This window comes from Pedobacter sp. B4-66, from assembly GCF_018492665.1.
Classification (GTDB): Bacteria; Bacteroidota; Bacteroidia; order Sphingobacteriales; family Sphingobacteriaceae; genus Pedobacter.
The window spans coordinates 192060-206765 of record NZ_JAFVME010000009.1 but is presented as its reverse complement, the minus strand read 5'-3'; the positions used below and the strand labels follow the sequence as shown (position 1 = coordinate 206765).

The following is a 14706-nucleotide window of genomic DNA, read 5'->3' as shown; positions in this document are numbered from 1 at the left end:
ATAAAGATTTCTCCTTCTTTAGTATTAATCAATAATTTAGGCGTTTTAATTAACAGTTCAAATGAAGAAACTTTACATTGTATTTTTATTACTTGTTAGTGTGAGTTTTAGTGCTATTTCGCAAACTAAAACCTTTACAATAACAGAAACTATCACTGCGGCACCTAAGGCAAATTACCAGTTGGCCTCCAGATTTTCGCCCAACAAACTTAAAAAGATTGTTTACTCAACTGCTGTTGATCCGCATTGGCTAAAATTGAGCAATCGCTTTTGGTATGAGTACGAAACACCGAATGGAAAACTATGGTATTTGGTAGATCCCATAGCAAAAAGCAAAAAGCAAATCTTTGATAATGCAAAACTGGCTTCCGAAATAACTACAATTATTCGTGACCCATTTGATGCTCAGCATCTACCGTTGGAAAATCTTAAATTTTCAAGTAATGAGAAGCAGATCAGTTTTGAGGTGAAAAGTACTATTGATGAATTGAAAAAGGATCGTAAGGATAAAAAAGATGCTGATTCAATGCAGAAAAAAGTATTCTATTTCAATTATGATATTGCAAGTGCAAAGCTTACCGAGGTTCCTAATTATGCCAAACCTAAAGCAAAGCCATCATGGGGCTCTGTAGCTCCAGATTCTTCTGCTATCATATTTAGCCGCAATTATAACTTGTACTGGATGGATAAGGAGAACTATAAAAAGGCAGTAAAAAATGAAGAAGACAGTACTATAGTTGAGCATCAGTTAACCAAAGACGGCGTTAAATTTTATTCATATGGTAGTGATGGAGATGGTGAAAATAACGAAGAACAAGAGAAAAATAATAAAAAGAGACGTGGAGCTTATGTGTTATGGTCGCCAAACGCCAAGTATTTTGTGCTCGACAGAACAGACTCTCGTAAGGTAAAAGACCTATGGGTTGTAAATAACATTACTGGAGGTAGGCCAACATTAGAAACCTATAAATATCAAATGCCAGGTGAGCCGGAAGCCCCAATTGATGAATTATTGCTATTCAATTTCGCCGATAAATCATTTAAAAAATTGAATACGGCTGCATTTAAAGATCAGAGTGTATCAGTTTGGGGAGCACCTTCTTTGAATAAAGATCGTGACAATGAATTTAGGCCATCTATATGGTTAGGTAATAACAGCAAAATTTATTTATCCCGTACTAGCAGAGATTTAAAAAGAGTTGATGTATGTACTGTAGATATCAATACAGATGTTGTAACTCCGGTAATTGATGAGCGTTTTAATACTTATGTAGAAATTAACCGTCCCGGGTTGGTAAATGACGGAAAAGAAATTATTCATTGGTCGGAAAGAGATGGATGGGCGCACTTTTACTTGTTTGATGGTAATGGTAAATTGAAAAATCAAATTACTAAGGGTGCTTTTCACTGCGAAAATATTGTAAAAATTGACGAGAAAAACCGTGTGCTATATTTTACAGCAAATGGTAGAGAAGCTAAAGAAGATCCTTATTACCTACACTTATACCGTGTCAATTTTGATGGATCAGGAATTAAGTTATTGAACTCAGGCGATTTTGATCATGCCGTAAATATGAATGATGAGAATAGGTTTTTTGTAAATAACTTCTCAAGAGTCAATACCGTTCCTAAATCAGTATTGATGGATAATACCGGTAAAAAAGTAATGGATTTGGAAACTGCTGATCTTTCCTTATTGATGGCAACCGGTTATAAGTTCCCGGAACCTTTTAAAGTAAAAGCTGATGATGGCATTACTGATATTTATGGTGTAATGTATAAGCCTTTTAATTTTGATCCTAATAAGAAGTATCCAATTATTGAGTACGTATATCCGGGTCCTCAAACAGAAGCGGTAAATAAATCCTTTAGTAAAAGCATGGACAGAACTGATCGTTTAGCGCAGTTTGGTTACGTGGTAATTACTGTAGGTAATAGGGGCGGTAATCCTGCCAGATCTAAGTGGTACCATACTTATGGTTACGGAAATCTGCGTGATTATGGTTTGGCTGACAAAAAGGCTGCGGTTGAACAGTTAGCTGATAAGTATGCTTACATTGATGCAAGCAGAGTTGGTATTACCGGACATTCAGGTGGTGGCTTTATGTCAACTGCGGCAATGTTGGTTTATCCCGATTTCTTTAAAGCTGCGGTATCAAATGCCGGAAATCATGACAACAGTATTTACAACAGATGGTGGAGTGAAAAGCACCACGGTGTAAAAGAGGTTATTTCTGCTAAAGGAGATACAACATTTAAGTATAGTATAGATAAGAACCCTGATCTAGCTAAAAATTTGAAAGGCCATTTACTGTTGATGACAGGTGATGTAGATAATAATGTGCATCCGGCAAATACCATTAGGGTAGCTAATGCTCTAATGAAAGCAGGCAAAAGATTCGAGTTTGTGATTATGCCAGGACAGAGACATGCTTTTGGTGATTTAACAGAGTATGGTTTCTGGAAACTCGCAGATCACTTTAATAAATACCTGATAGGTGACTTTTCTCAATCAGATCAAGTAAATATACTGGAAATGGATAGGGAAGTGGAGCAGAAGAAATAGTAAAAGGGGGGTGATACTTAAAGTATCACCCCCCTTTTACTATTAAAGTAGGCTTATTGTAAGCCTAACTTGCTTTTCAATTCTTTTGAAAGTGCAGCCTTTGGCACAACTAAACTTACAGTATTAATTGCAAAATAAGGCTCCGATACTTCAATGTAGCCTTTAAAGGGACCTACATCACCCCATGAATTTTTTACCTTAAAGAATACCTTTCCATTTGCCGATTGTTCAAGACCAATAAGGTGCATCAGGTGATCATCTTGAGTGGTTAAATTCTCGTATAGTTGTTGACGTAACTCTGGTGTATATGCGATTTCTTTAACCTCAGGATTTAACTCTTTTTGTTTTGCATCAGTTGTATCAGCAAATAAGATCGCATAACCTTTTTGCTGCTGGAAATTTCTGTTGCTTACATCGGCATCCCACATAATGGTATATCCATTTTTTACTGCGGTAGTGGTTAATGATACCATTTCAGATAATGGAAGATTGTAAAATGATCCATTTGCAAAATTATCAGGGGCCTCTAAAACAAACTGACTGTAATAAGGATGGTGAGTAAAAGAGGTGATATTTACATAATCGTTAGCATCAAACTTTAATACCTCTTGAGCAAATGTTTTTGCAGTATAACTTTTGCCTTTATATTCGAAATTAGTTGGAGGAACTCCAATTTTTTCATCAAGAATCTGGACGTAACCTTTTAGCCAATCACTATCAAGAGGACGTTTTTTAAGCACACCATCAAGATATGTTTTTAAAGCAGTTTCTAATCCAGTGTGGTTAGGAATTTCACCGCTTAGACCCTGAAAAGACGCCTGAGGCATTGCGCCATACAGTGATATTGAATGTATTAAGTCATGACCAAGACCACCTTCTCCGAATTGTGCTTTCCCCTGACGTAAAATATAGTTTTTTGCTTTTTCTATATACACATTGCGCGCGGTAAACATTTCCGATAAGTTCAGCTCTCCTAAGCCTTTACGTATTCCTTCTGATTCGATAAGGGAAGTGGTTGAGTAATTCCAACAAGTACCTGATTGGCCCTGATTTTTAATGGAAGTAGCAGGATTTTCTTTTACAGGTTTTAGTACGCTATTTTGTGCTTGAGCGGATAAAATAAACCCAAATCCAATTGCAAATAATATGGTTTTTTTCATTTTTTAATTAGCTAGTTCGTCAAAAGTAGGAAACCATCATGAGTTTTTATGAAAATGGCCATAAAAAAAAAGCCCTCGCGAATGCGAAGGGCTCTTTATCTAACCAAATGTAAAGTCTATTAAAAGTGGAATTGGATACCTAAATTAGGTTTGAAAAAGTTAGCTCCAAGATCGAATGAATCAGAACCAGCACCTTTGATTTTATCTCCATCACCATTCTCATAACGAGTGTTGTTGTAGCTTAAACCATTAATTCCGAATTCGATACCGATTCTTTTAGTTGGGAAGAAAGCGAAACCTGGAGATAATGCAACACCAATGTTTGTAGAAGAACCTACTTTGTCACCTACTTTACCGGCGGCGTCAACAGCTTTAGCAGTTCCGAATTCCATTGGTACAGATAACTGACCGAAAAATTTGAAAGACTCAGATAAATTAGCATAGTAACGACCAAAAGGACTAACTACAAATGCCTGGTTTTCAAATTTACTAACTTGTTTATCGTAGCTGTAACCAACACCAGTACCAACTGCAATATTATCACTTACAAAATAACCAACACTTGGTACAATTTTGAAGCTTGTGTTTGACTTAGCACCTTCTGCATCTGATTTACTAGTGCTAAATGCTGCATTACCACCAACAATAATTTTTCCTTTTTCAGTTTGTGCTTGAGTTGTGAATGCCAATGCAGAAACTGCAACTAATGATAATAATAATTTTTTCATTTTCTTATTTTTTAATTTATAATCTGGTCGTTTGCTAGTTTTTATATTCTGACCATTTCCGTTATATAGTCAACACCTGTGCCAAATACAATCTGCTTCATTTTGCTTGAATCACATTTTTTTGTAACTCGCTAACTAGTAGTGGAATAAAATTAAAGAGACATTTCAATATTATTTTAGGGTGACAATTAACTATTAATTGTCATTTAATTAACATGAGAATATATAGTCAGTTTGACTATTATTGTATAATTGTCAGTAATTACGTGTGTGTTTTGGCAGAATTTTAGACACTATACTTTAAATACGCCGAGTCAAATTGGCACTTTCGGTAAAAAAGATAACTTCCTAAAATCATTGTGGCTACTTAAGTGTTATAACTGTATGAGATTATTAATAGAGCGAAAACCAATTAAGGTATATCCTGATCCAAAGCGTGTAATTGCCAGATTCTTTTTTAATGGAGAAGAGCGCGCGGTAGAAGTAGTAAAACAAGTTATGGGGCTTACAGCGGTCGAGGTTTTCGATATCATCTCTCCTTTGCTACAAGAATATTCCAAGCGGCACAGAAGCATTACCAAAATTCTCAATAGGCACTGTAAAAAAGTAAAGGGCTGTATTGAAGTAGCGGGGTTTGATTATGAAGAAATGGATAAGTATCATAAGCTGTTAATTGGTTCTTATTTCACACATGAATATTCTATAGAATCCGCTGCTTTTTTTAATCCTTCCATCGTTGAGGATCCTGATCAATCTGATCTTGTTGAAGGTGAAAGACGGGTAATTATTAGTTTTAGGGCAGTTGGTGAAGGCCATATTTCATCTGTAGTATTCCGGAGAGCACTTATAGATCGTAATCACGACATTACTGTAATACCTGTAGGCAATTATGTTGATGAAGCTGAAGTAGTAAAAAATGCTATTTATAACAAAAAACTATTTCTAAAAAAGGCTGCCGATTCAAAAATAGATTTTGAAGTACTAGATGAGGTTGGTTTAAAATTGGAGGAAAAGTTTGATTATGCAACATTGCGTAAAATTATTTTAGATTCTAAAAGCCTAGAGGAAAGTGATTTAAAGAAACTAGAGTATGATAAAGTGCTGTGGCTATCTGATACTTACCATGAGATTAGTTTTTCTAGAGATACAGATATATCTGACAGGGTTATCTTTCCTATTTCTGAATTTGAACGCAAGGGCATAGAGGATGCAAGATTTGTCCGCTTTGTTAGAGATGACGGTTCAGTAATATATTATGCTACTTATACTGCGTTTGATGGCGCCATGATTATGCCTAAATTATTGCAGACAACAGATTTTTATGAGTTTAAAATTAGTCCTCTACATGGCATAGGGGCACAGAACAAAAACCTTGCGCTGTTCCCACGAAAGATCAATGGGAAATACGCAATGATGTCGCGCATTGACGGCTTTAATAATTATTTGATGTACTCTGATAGGCTCACCGTTTGGGATAATCCGGTTAAACTGCAGGAACCCAAGTTCTGTTGGGAGTTTATACAGATAGGCAACTGTGGTTCTCCAATTGAAACCGAAGCAGGTTGGCTGGTGATAACCCATGGTGTTGGCCCTATGCGCAGATACTGTTTAGGTGCCAGTCTTTTCGATCTAAATGACCCCTCAATAGAAATTGGTAGGCTAAAGGAACCTCTTGTTATACCAAATAAGGATGAACGGGAGGGATATGTGCCCAATGTTTTGTATTCATGTGGTTCTATTATCCACAATGGTGAGTTGATTATCCCTTACGGTCTGTCCGACTATTGTTCTTCATTTGCTGGGGTTAAAATAGATGTCCTGCTCGAAAAACTAAAAAACTCAAATTGAGGAGATTTATAGCGCTAAAATTTGATGGTAAAGGCTGATGTAATCGGCCACCATTTTTTCCTGAGAGAAGTTCTTAATTGCCCAATTGCGGCAGGTTAGGCGATCAATAGAAGATATAGATGAAACTGCTTTAACAGCTTCATCTATATCTTTTACCAGAAATCCGGTTTCATGGTCTTTTATCAGTTCAGGCATTGCTCCCTTGTTAAATGCAATAACGGGAGTTCCACAAAGCATTGCTTCGGCTACACTTAAACCAAACGGCTCGTCAAAACTAATGGGATGTAATAATGCATAAGCTTTGCCCAGCAATTCATTCCTTTGCTCTGGTCCGGCGGCGCCTATAAACTTAATCTCATCATTCAAATAAGGCTTAATCCTTTCGTTGTAGTAATTCTGATCTTGTACAATACCAGCAATAATTAGTCTGCGTTTTGTTTTTAGTGCTATTTGTATGGCTTCCGAAGTACCCTTGTCGGGATGTATTCGCCCAAAGAATAACAAATAGTTTTCAGGTGAATCATTGAAATCGAAATTACCAACTTGAATTCCATTGTATACCGTAGCGAGGTATTTTAAGGAGGGATGTCTGTTACTATTGCTTATAGAAGCATAATGGCTTGTAGCGTTGTATTTTTGATAAACAGATAAAATCTTTTCTGATGAAAAGCCATGGATAGTGGTTATTAACGGAGTTTTAATCAATCCGGAATAGGTAAGTGGTAAAAAGTCGAAATGGTTATGAATCAGGTCAAATTGGTTCGCCTTTTCCATCAGATTGCTGATGTGAAGGCATTCCACAACCTTGGTATCAACCGTTTTATCTTCTTCGTATCCTTTTTTCACCACAGCATCCAATTTTGCTGCCGTGATGGAATCTGATGTAGCGAATAAGGTTACCTCCAAACCTTTACTTACCAATCCTTCAGTTAAATTGGATGCCATTTGTTCCCATGGCCCATAATGCCGGGGTGGAGTTCTCCAGGCTACGGGTGACAGAACTGCTACTTTCAATTAAAATCCTGTTTTTGAGCAGCCAGAAGGTCGCTGCTTTGGATAAATTCGTATTCTGATTCTAAGGCTTTCAGTACAATTAAATGCGAAATCCAATAAGCCAAGGTACTTTCTGCTCCCTGATTTCTATTGATGCCATGTGATTGTAATCCATCTCCACAACCTTTAGTCTCATAGTCATACAAGGGGATTTGAAGCGAGTTTTCGCCTAAAAACCACTGATAACTTAAATACATTTGTTTAATGTAGGTTAAGTCGTGTGTAATTTCATACGCTTTAAAGTACACCATTACCATTCCCATGGTTTCAATAGCTTGTTGGTCGTATATGGCCATTTCTTCTCCATCTTTGAATAGCCAGCCATCATTGCCAACTGGATTTAGGTAGCCTTTTGCTAATGTTTTTTGAGTTAGAAATTCTAGGCTCTCAAAAGCAATATCTTTTGATTCCTGATCTTTGCTGATTTCATAGTGAGACATCAAAGCAAGGGGTAGTATTGCATTATCGTATGTTAGTTTTTCTTCAAACCAATGCCAATCTTCAGCTCGGTGGGTGCGATAAGCCATCTTTAAAGGCTCTGCAAGCTGGTCCAGTAAATTTTTAAAATGCTCATCATAAGGATGGGCATGGATAAAATGTGTTAAACCAATTATAGTATTTGCTATTCCTCTTAAATGATTTAAGCTGCCAAAATGAGGAATTGACTTAAGGAATAATTCTTTTCCAAACTCCCTGTAAGAGTTGTTAGGTGCATTGTTAATTAAATAACCCAATGCCCATACAGTTCTTCCAAATGAATCTTCAGTGCCAACTTCATCTAGGTACTCCCGTTTAAAGCTCAGAAAGTTTCTGAAATTGCCATCCTCGAGCTGCATATATTGAATGTAACTTAAGTAAATAGGTAATAGATCTAAAGAAATTTTGCTCTTGTTTTGCTGGTAGGCAAGGATAGTTAGTGTTAAAGCTCTTGAATTATCATCTAAACAATAGCCCTCTTTGAGATTTGGTATCCCATATTTTGCATGTTGAACAATACCTGTATCATCTGTTAAGCGTTGTATATGTGCCAGAGTAAAGGCTGGCATCATATCTGGATCTATGATTGGCTTATTGCTGATTTCTTTTTCAGAAAGGTATTTTGAAACTGCTTCTTCAAGTACATCAACAAATACTTGTCCTATAGTTGGCCAACGTAAATGCATTCCATATTCATAAGCATTAGATCTTAGTTGGTTCAGTTTGCTTTCATCTTCGAATAACTCATTTACTGTAGTAGCAATTCCATTGGCATCTTTAAAATCAAATAATCTACCACGATGATCTGCCAGTAACTCCTGTGCATGCCAATAGGGGGTTGATAATATCGCGGTGCCTGCTCCAACAGCATAAGAAAGCGTTCCACTTGTAATTTGGGCCTCATTTAAATAAGGCGTGATGTACATTTGGCAGGCTGTCAGATAATCGAATAGCTCTTCTTCTGATACAAATTTGTTGATGAAGGTAATGTTGTCTTCTACATTGAGCTTTCTAGCCAATCTCCTTAGACTATCTCTGTATTCTTCTCCTGAGTTTCGTATAACTCCCGGATGTGTGGTACCTAAAACCACATACATTACGTTTGGGTTTTTAGCTACTATTTGTGGAAGGGCTTCAATAACGGTTTCCAGACCTTTGTTTCTGCTGATCAAACCAAAGGTAAATAGTACTTTTTTGCCTTTGAAGGCTAATGTGTTTTTAACAGGGTTCTCTTGTTTAGGCTCTAAATCTGGCACACCATGCTCAATCAACTGGATTTTATCAAAGGGAATTCCATAAATGCTGGTTAAAAATCCTACAGCTCTATGGCTCATTACAATAATTCTCGAAGAGTGTTTTGCGATTTCTCGTAAAACAGTAAGTTGTACGTAGTTGGGGTCTTTTAGTATGGTGTGAAGAATTGTGATCAGAGGTTTTTGAAGCCTGGCAATAAGGGGCAAAATATAGATTCCGGCTTCGCCTCCGTAAATTCCGTATTCGTGTTCTAAAATGCAGGCATCGGCAACACTGGTGTTTATGTAGTCCGCTGCGCGAATGTAGTCTTTTTGATTTTCTTGCCTTATGATGTATTTTACCTCTTTAGGGTATTCATATTCATCCAATGAATCAGAATCATTCATTGCCACAACGAAGCTGTCTCCGGAAATGGATTCTTTATTAAATCCGATGGCTTTTAGTAAGTTGTTGTTGAAAGTCGCGATGCCGCATTCACGAGGCGGATAGGAAGATATATAAGCAATTTTCATAATTGTAGAGGAATGTATTACTTATATAACACAAATTAAGGCGGAATGTTCTGTATTTCATTTTTGCCGCATCTATCTTTTGGCAGACAATGAAGTTCATTTTTAATTTTTTTTGGGTCCGAAGTCTGCATCGGCTCTTCGACGGCTTTTGTTCGGACCTCGTTCGACTATGGTCGAACGAGGTCCGAACAAGGTGCGTTTAAAGGTGGTGCCAGAGACGACTATATTTTAGGTCCTAAATTGAGTGTCCTTCGGCCCCAAAATTTAATTAATGAGATTTTAAGGAAGTACCAGAACCAATTTAATATCAATCGGATTTTAGTGATATCAAGAAATAAATATAAGAAAAATATTAAATATAAAAGCGGGTGTTATAGAAGATAACACCCGCTTTTTAAAAACTCTTATTTGTTGTTTAAAAAGACAAACTTGTGATCAAACATATCCAGTTTGATTTTACTATCCTTATCGATCTTGCCAGCAAGAATCTCTTTAGATAGCTCATTAAGGATACGTTTTTGTATTACACGTTTTAACGGGCGGGCACCAAATTGAGGATCATATCCTAATTCTGAAAGCCAATCCAAAGCTTCAGGTGTTGCCTCTATTTCAATTCCCATCTCCGCAAGTGTATCCTGTACATGTTTAAACTGCAAGGTAACAATGTCTCTAAGCTCATTGCGATTAAGCGGTGTAAACATTATCAGCTCATCTATACGATTTAAAAACTCGGGTCTGATGGTTTGTTTCAATACCTCAAACAATTCGTTTTTGGTTTTTGCAATTATCTCATCGCGGTTATTATCGTTAAGATCTTTAAAGTTATCCTGAATCATATGTGCCCCAATATTCGAGGTCATGATGATGATGGTGTTTTTAAAGTTTACCACGCGACCTTTATTGTCGGTTAACCTTCCGTCATCCAACACCTGTAACAGAATGTTAAATACATCAGGATGTGCTTTCTCAATCTCATCCAGCAATACCACCGAATAAGGTTTTCTACGCACAGCTTCAGTTAGCTGACCGCCTTCATCGTATCCTACATATCCCGGAGGAGCTCCAATTAAGCGAGAAACCGCATGACGTTCCTGATATTCACTCATATCTATTCTGGTCATGGCATTCTCGTCGTTAAACAGAAACTCTGCCAATGCTTTGGCTAATTCCGTTTTACCAACACCTGTTGTACCAAGGAATATGAACGATCCAATTGGTTTACGTTTATCCTGTAAGCCCGCTCTTGAGCGACGTATAGCATCTGATATAGCTTCAATAGCCTCATCTTGTCCGGCAACACGTTTGTGTAACTCGTTTTCCAGGTTTAATAACTTCTCGCGTTCGCTAGAGATCAGCTTGGTTACCGGTATACCGGTCCACCTGCCTACTACACCGGCAATATCATCCGCAGTAACTTCTTCTTTCAGCATTCGGCTTTCGCTTTGCATACCTTCGAGTTCAACTTTTAGCTTTTCAACATTGTCTTGCGATTCTTTTATTTTACCGTATCGAATTTCTGCTACTTTACCATAATCTCCCGCACGTTCCGCTTGTTCTGCTTCCAGTTTGTAGTTTTCAATCTGCTCCAGTTCATTGTTGATATTATCTACCAAATCTTTTTCGCCTTGCCATTTGGCTTTTATTTCGTCACGTTCGGCAGACATATTGGCAATTTCTTCGCCAAGATCTTTAACTTTTTTATCGTCGTTCTCTCTTTTAATGGCTTCACGTTCAATTTCCAGTTGCATGATTTTACGATTCAGCTCATCAACCTCTTCAGGCACGCTATCCATTTCCAAACGTAGTTTAGAAGCAGCTTCGTCCATTAAGTCGATAGCCTTATCTGGTAAAAAACGATCTGCAATATAGCGCTGAGACATTTCTACTGCGGCAATAATGGCTTCGTCTTTAATCCTCACCTTGTGGTGGGTTTCGTATCTTTCTTTTAATCCACGCAGAATTGAAATTGCATCCTGAGTATCAGGCTCGTTAATCATTACCTTTTGGAAACGACGCTCAAGGGCCTTATCTTTTTCCAGATATTTTTGATATTCATCTAGCGTAGTAGCTCCAATTGCACGTAATTCTCCACGAGCAAGGGCAGGTTTAAGGATGTTTGCAGCATCCATTGCGCCTTCGCCTCCACCGGCACCAACTAAAGTATGGATCTCATCGATGAATAGAATAATGTCTCCATCGCTATGAGTAACCTCTTTAACTACTGCTTTTAAACGCTCTTCAAATTCGCCTTTATATTTTGCACCCGCAATTAATGCACCCATATCAAGTGAGAAAACAGTTTTCGTTTTCAGGTTTGTAGGCACATCACCTTTGATGATTCTAAAAGCGATACCTTCGGCAATGGCTGTTTTACCAACGCCCGGCTCTCCAATCAATATAGGATTGTTTTTGGTACGGCGCGAAAGGATTTGAATTACCCTTCGAATCTCTTCATCACGACCAATAACAGGGTCTAATTTGCCAGATTCGGCATATTCGTTAAGGTTACGCGCATATTTATTAAGGGCATTATAAGTTGCTTCGGCATTTTGATCGGTAACATGACTATCGCCTCTTAAAGCAATAATTGCTTTTTTAAGGTCCTTTTCATTTACTCCCTGATCTTTTAAAAGTTTCGACGTATTATCGTTAACTGATAAAATACCTAGCAAAAGATGCTCTACAGACACAAATTCGTCTTTAAATTCTTTTAGGTACGACTGAGCTTTTTGTAAAGCAGAATTGCTGCCCGAAGTTAAATAGGCATTGCTTCCACTAACTTTAGGGAATTTCTCAATCTGACTATCTAAATGTTGGTTTAAAACATTAAGATTTACGTTTAACTTTTTTAAAACGTATGAAACTACGTTTTCATCAACAGTAAGCAAACCTTTAAGCAGGTGTGCTGTTTCAATAGCCTGTTGCTGATTGCCTTGGGCTATTTCAGAAGCCTGTTGAACTGCTTCCTGGGCTTTTATAGTGAAATTGTTGAAGTTCATGCTAGCAATTAAACAAAGCAAATGCCATCTTAGTTTTTAGTTACTAATCGGAAATTTTGTCGGTACTTTTTGTTTTAAACTGTATAATTGTCTGATAAATAGTCTATTATGGTGAAAAAATGTCTGATCTTAAGAAATCTAATTTAATTTTACGTCCTTTGTAACCATCTACCTTTTTCATAAATGCTGACTCCATTAGATAACTTTTACCTGCAAAAAGAAGAACCTGTACGAGGTTGTTTGCTTGCGTTAAAGGATTTTATATTGGCTTTGGATAAAAATATTACTCCTGAGTGGAAATATCATCTACCATTTTTTTACTACAAAGGAAAAATGTTTTGCTATTTATGGATTCATAAAAAATACCTTAAACCATACATTGGTATTGTGGAAAGCAAGCATATCGATCATCCTGATCTGATTATTGAAAAGAGGGTCAGAATGAAAATAATGTTGATAGATCCTAATGAGGATTTACCAATTGAAACGATGAACGATATACTTAAACAAGCGCTTGCACGATATTAAATGAAGGATTTTATACGATTATATTTAGATGCTTACCGTGGGTTATCTACCCCGGCATGGATGCTTGCCTTGGTTATGCTTATAAACAGGAGTGGAGCAATGGTGATTCCCTTTTTAGGAGTTTACATGATTAATCACCTACATTTCTCATTAGAGGATACAGGGATGGTGTTAAGTTGCTTTGGTTTAGGTGCTGTTTCGGGAAACTTTTTAGGTGGATGGCTTACCGATAAAGCAGGACATTTTAAAGTTCAGTTGGTGAGTTTAATTTTAACTGTACCTATGTTTTTCTTACTTCCGGAGTTAGATACGGTAGTTAAGTTGGCAATTGGTGTTTTTACGTTAAGCTTATTTTCTGAAGCATTTAGGCCAGCTAACTCAGTTTCTATCGCCTATTATTCGAAGCCTGATAATGTGATCCGGTCATTTTCTTTGAATAGAATGGCTTTGAATCTTGGGTTTTCCATAGGCCCTGCGTTGGGTGGTTTTTTAGCAGCTGTATCTTATACATTTTTATTTTATGGTAATGCGATCGGTGCATTTTTGTCGGCCATTTTGTTTTTCGTTTATTTCCGTAACCGTAAAGGGAATGAGAAAAAGAAAAAAGAGGTGGTAGAGGATGAGGGAGATCGTGCTAATTTGTCTCCTTACAAGGATGTTCCTTTTATGCTTTTCAGTGTACTTTCCTGCATTTTTGCCATTTGCTTTCTGCAATTATTAAGCACACTTCCTTTGTACTACAGAAATGTTTACAAAATGACTGAAGCCGAAATAGGAGTTATACTTGCCTTTAGTGGTTTGGTGGTGTTTTCTTTGGAGATGCTTGTGGTTCATATTGCCGAAAAGCGATTTACTGCCCGCACCATAATTGTGGCTGGTACTGTACTTTGTGCGGTATCGTTTCTGGTGTTGAATCTGGCCAAAGGGATTCCGATACTTTACCTATCTATGTTTATAATCTGTTTGGCGGAGATTCTGGCGATGCCTTTTATGGCAACCATTACACTTCAAAGATCTTCCGTAAAAAAGAGAGGTGCTTACATGGGTATAAATGCTCTGTCTTTTTCTGTAGCCCATATATTTTCTCCGCTTGTGGGCACAAGGGTTGCTGCTGAATTCGGTTTCGAAACCTTATGGTGGGGTACGGTAGTGGCTTTAACCGTTGCCGCGGTAGGTTTCTATTTTGTGATGAAAAAGATGAAGTTATCAGCATAGTGTCATCCTTTTTATATTAATAGGTATATCGGGAAAAGTCGATATACCTTTGTGCTATGGATCAGTTAGAGATTTTCAAAGCACTATCAAATAAAACAAGACTGCAGATTTTGCAGTGGCTTAAAGAACCGGAAAAACATTTTCCAGTACAGGAACACGCTTCATTTGATGAGGTAGGGGTTTGTGTGGGGCAAATACAACAAAAGGCTGGTTTAACTCAGTCTACCGTTTCAGAATATCTCTCTATTCTTCAAAAATCAGGATTGCTTGAGTCAACCAGACTAGGGCAGTGGACTTATTACAGACGTAATGAAGAAGCTTTTGCTGCGCTAAGCAATATCATCAAATCAGAAATATAGAACTTAT

At 37.3% G+C, this 14706-nt stretch carries 10 protein-coding genes; 5 read left to right on the top strand and 5 right to left on the bottom strand.

The window, feature by feature from the left end; all coding sequences use genetic code 11:
* Positions 1 to 61: 61 nt before the first annotated feature.
* The gene (locus J1905_RS15880; RefSeq protein WP_214228277.1) at positions 62 to 2566 is read left to right on the top strand and encodes a S9 family peptidase; all 2505 of its coding nucleotides are present in this window, start codon (positions 62 to 64) and stop codon (positions 2564 to 2566) included.
* A gap of 53 nt (positions 2567 to 2619) precedes the next feature.
* Here J1905_RS15880 and J1905_RS15875 read toward each other — a convergent pair whose 3' ends face one another.
* Complete coding sequence (locus tag J1905_RS15875; RefSeq protein ID WP_214228276.1) at positions 2620 to 3726, bottom strand: C1 family peptidase; 1107 nt, start codon at positions 3724 to 3726, stop codon at positions 2620 to 2622.
* Between the two features lie 119 nt (positions 3727 to 3845).
* Entirely contained in the window at positions 3846 to 4454 is a 609-nt protein-coding gene (locus J1905_RS15870) for an outer membrane beta-barrel protein (RefSeq protein ID WP_214228275.1), read from the bottom strand.
* Positions 4455 to 4838: 384 nt separating this feature from the next.
* On the opposite strand from J1905_RS15870, the gene J1905_RS15865 reads away from it, so the two are divergent.
* Positions 4839 to 6302 (top strand): glycoside hydrolase family 130 protein, encoded by a 1464-nt coding sequence (locus J1905_RS15865; RefSeq protein ID WP_214228274.1) that lies wholly within the window; start codon positions 4839 to 4841, stop codon positions 6300 to 6302.
* Positions 6303 to 6308: 6 nt separating this feature from the next.
* On the opposite strand, the gene J1905_RS15860 is transcribed toward J1905_RS15865, so the two are convergent.
* The 3 genes from J1905_RS15860 to clpB all read right to left on the bottom strand — a co-directional run bounded on the left by J1905_RS15860 (position 6309) and on the right by clpB (position 12597).
* The gene (locus tag J1905_RS15860; protein WP_214228273.1) at positions 6309 to 7316 is read right to left on the bottom strand and encodes a glycosyltransferase family 4 protein; all 1008 of its coding nucleotides are present in this window, start codon (positions 7314 to 7316) and stop codon (positions 6309 to 6311) included.
* A complete protein-coding gene (locus tag J1905_RS15855) occupies positions 7313 to 9598 on the bottom strand; it encodes a glycosyltransferase family 4 protein (RefSeq protein WP_214228272.1) in 2286 nt (761 codons plus the stop codon). Before J1905_RS15855 ends, J1905_RS15860 begins: the two co-directional genes overlap by 4 nt.
* A gap of 404 nt (positions 9599 to 10002) precedes the next feature.
* Positions 10003 to 12597: an ATP-dependent chaperone ClpB gene (gene clpB, locus J1905_RS15850; RefSeq protein ID WP_214228271.1), complete on the bottom strand. Its 2595-nt coding sequence runs from the start codon at positions 12595 to 12597 to the stop codon at positions 10003 to 10005.
* Between the two features lie 183 nt (positions 12598 to 12780).
* Here clpB and J1905_RS15845 point away from each other — a divergent pair, with 183 nt between their 5' ends.
* Genes J1905_RS15845 through J1905_RS15835 form a run of 3 tightly spaced genes read left to right on the top strand, consistent with a single transcriptional unit; the run spans position 12781 to position 14699 of the window.
* The gene (locus J1905_RS15845; RefSeq protein WP_214228270.1) at positions 12781 to 13125 is read left to right on the top strand and encodes a DUF1801 domain-containing protein; all 345 of its coding nucleotides are present in this window, start codon (positions 12781 to 12783) and stop codon (positions 13123 to 13125) included.
* Complete coding sequence (locus tag J1905_RS15840) at positions 13126 to 14340, top strand: MFS transporter (RefSeq protein WP_214228269.1); 1215 nt, start codon at positions 13126 to 13128, stop codon at positions 14338 to 14340.
* A 56-nt stretch (positions 14341 to 14396) separates the two neighbouring features.
* Positions 14397 to 14699: an ArsR/SmtB family transcription factor gene (locus tag J1905_RS15835; RefSeq protein ID WP_214228268.1), complete on the top strand. Its 303-nt coding sequence runs from the start codon at positions 14397 to 14399 to the stop codon at positions 14697 to 14699.
* Positions 14700 to 14706: the final 7 nt, after the last annotated feature.

Excerpts from the sequence above, each read along its gene's own strand:
- J1905_RS15880 (WP_214228277.1), top strand. The coding sequence starts at position 62 with ATGAAGAAACTTTACATTGTATTTTTATTACTTGTTAGTGTGAGTTTT.
- J1905_RS15875 (WP_214228276.1), bottom strand. The coding sequence starts at position 3,726 with ATGAAAAAAACCATATTATTTGCAATTGGATTTGGGTTTATTTTATCC.
- J1905_RS15870 (WP_214228275.1), bottom strand. The coding sequence starts at position 4,454 with ATGAAAAAATTATTATTATCATTAGTTGCAGTTTCTGCATTGGCATTC.
- J1905_RS15865 (WP_214228274.1), top strand. The coding sequence starts at position 4,839 with ATGAGATTATTAATAGAGCGAAAACCAATTAAGGTATATCCTGATCCA.
- J1905_RS15855 (WP_214228272.1), bottom strand. The coding sequence starts at position 9,598 with ATGAAAATTGCTTATATATCTTCCTATCCGCCTCGTGAATGCGGCATC.
- clpB (WP_214228271.1), bottom strand. The coding sequence starts at position 12,597 with ATGAACTTCAACAATTTCACTATAAAAGCCCAGGAAGCAGTTCAACAG.
- J1905_RS15845 (WP_214228270.1), top strand. The coding sequence starts at position 12,781 with ATGCTGACTCCATTAGATAACTTTTACCTGCAAAAAGAAGAACCTGTA.
- J1905_RS15840 (WP_214228269.1), top strand. The coding sequence starts at position 13,126 with ATGAAGGATTTTATACGATTATATTTAGATGCTTACCGTGGGTTATCT.
- J1905_RS15835 (WP_214228268.1), top strand. The coding sequence starts at position 14,397 with ATGGATCAGTTAGAGATTTTCAAAGCACTATCAAATAAAACAAGACTG.